Below are 889 nucleotides of genomic sequence, written 5' to 3'. Positions count from 1 at the left end.
TCGAAGGCGAAAGGCCTGATTGAGCCGATGGACAAAGGCCATGGCGTGCAGCCGAAGCCTATCGCCACCGGTGAAGGCCAGGGCGTGGAAATCCGTGGTCCGGAAGGGGCAAGCGCAGGCACTATCCATCTCGATATTGCATCGAAGGCGAAAGGCCTGATTGAGCCGATGGACAAAGGCCATGGCGTGCAGCCGAAGCCTATCGCCACCGGTGAAGGTCAGGGTGCGGAAATCCGCGGGCCGGAAGCGGCAAGCGCAGGCACTATCCATCTCGATATTGCATCGAAAGCGAAAGGTCTGATTGAGCCGATGGACAAAGGCCATGGCGTGCAGCCGAAGCCTATCGCCACCGGTGAAGGCCAGGGCGTGGAAATCCGTGGTCCGGAAGGGGCAAGCGCAGGCACTATCCATCTCGATATTGCATCGAAGGCGAAAGGCCTGATTGAGCCGATGGACAAAGGCCATGGCGTGCAGCCGAAGCCTATCGCCACCGGTGAAGGTCAGGGCGTGGAAATCCGTGGTCCGGAAGGAGCAAGCGCAGGCACTATCCATCTCGATATTGCATCGAAAGCGAAAGGTCTGATTGAGCCGATGGACAAAGGCCATGGCGTGCAGCCGAAGCCTATCGCCACCGGTGAAGGTCAGGGCGTGGAAATCCGTGGTCCGGAAGCGGCAAGCGCAGGCAATATGGGCCTCACGATTGAGCCGAAAGCGAAAGGTCTGATTGAGCCGATGGACAAAGGCCATGGCGTGCAGCCGAAGCCTATCGCCACCGGTGAAGGCCAGGGCGTGGAAATCCGTGGTCCGGAAGGGGCAAGCGCAGGCACTATCCATCTCGATATTGCATCGAAGGCGAAAGGCCTGATTGAGCCGATGGACAAAGGCCATG

General features: G+C 59.5%; 1 protein-coding gene. It reads left to right on the top strand.

What is annotated here, in order from left to right; translation table 11 throughout:
• The coding region (locus CYR52_RS22750; protein ID WP_165699110.1) for a hypothetical protein at positions 1-889 on the top strand (889 nt) is incomplete at both ends.

Source organism: Chimaeribacter arupi (assembly GCF_002858805.1).
GTDB classification, from domain to species: Bacteria; Pseudomonadota; Gammaproteobacteria; order Enterobacterales; family Enterobacteriaceae; genus Chimaeribacter; species Chimaeribacter arupi.
Note: the sequence above shows the minus strand (reverse complement) of the source record. Positions and strands in the feature narration are given on the sequence as shown.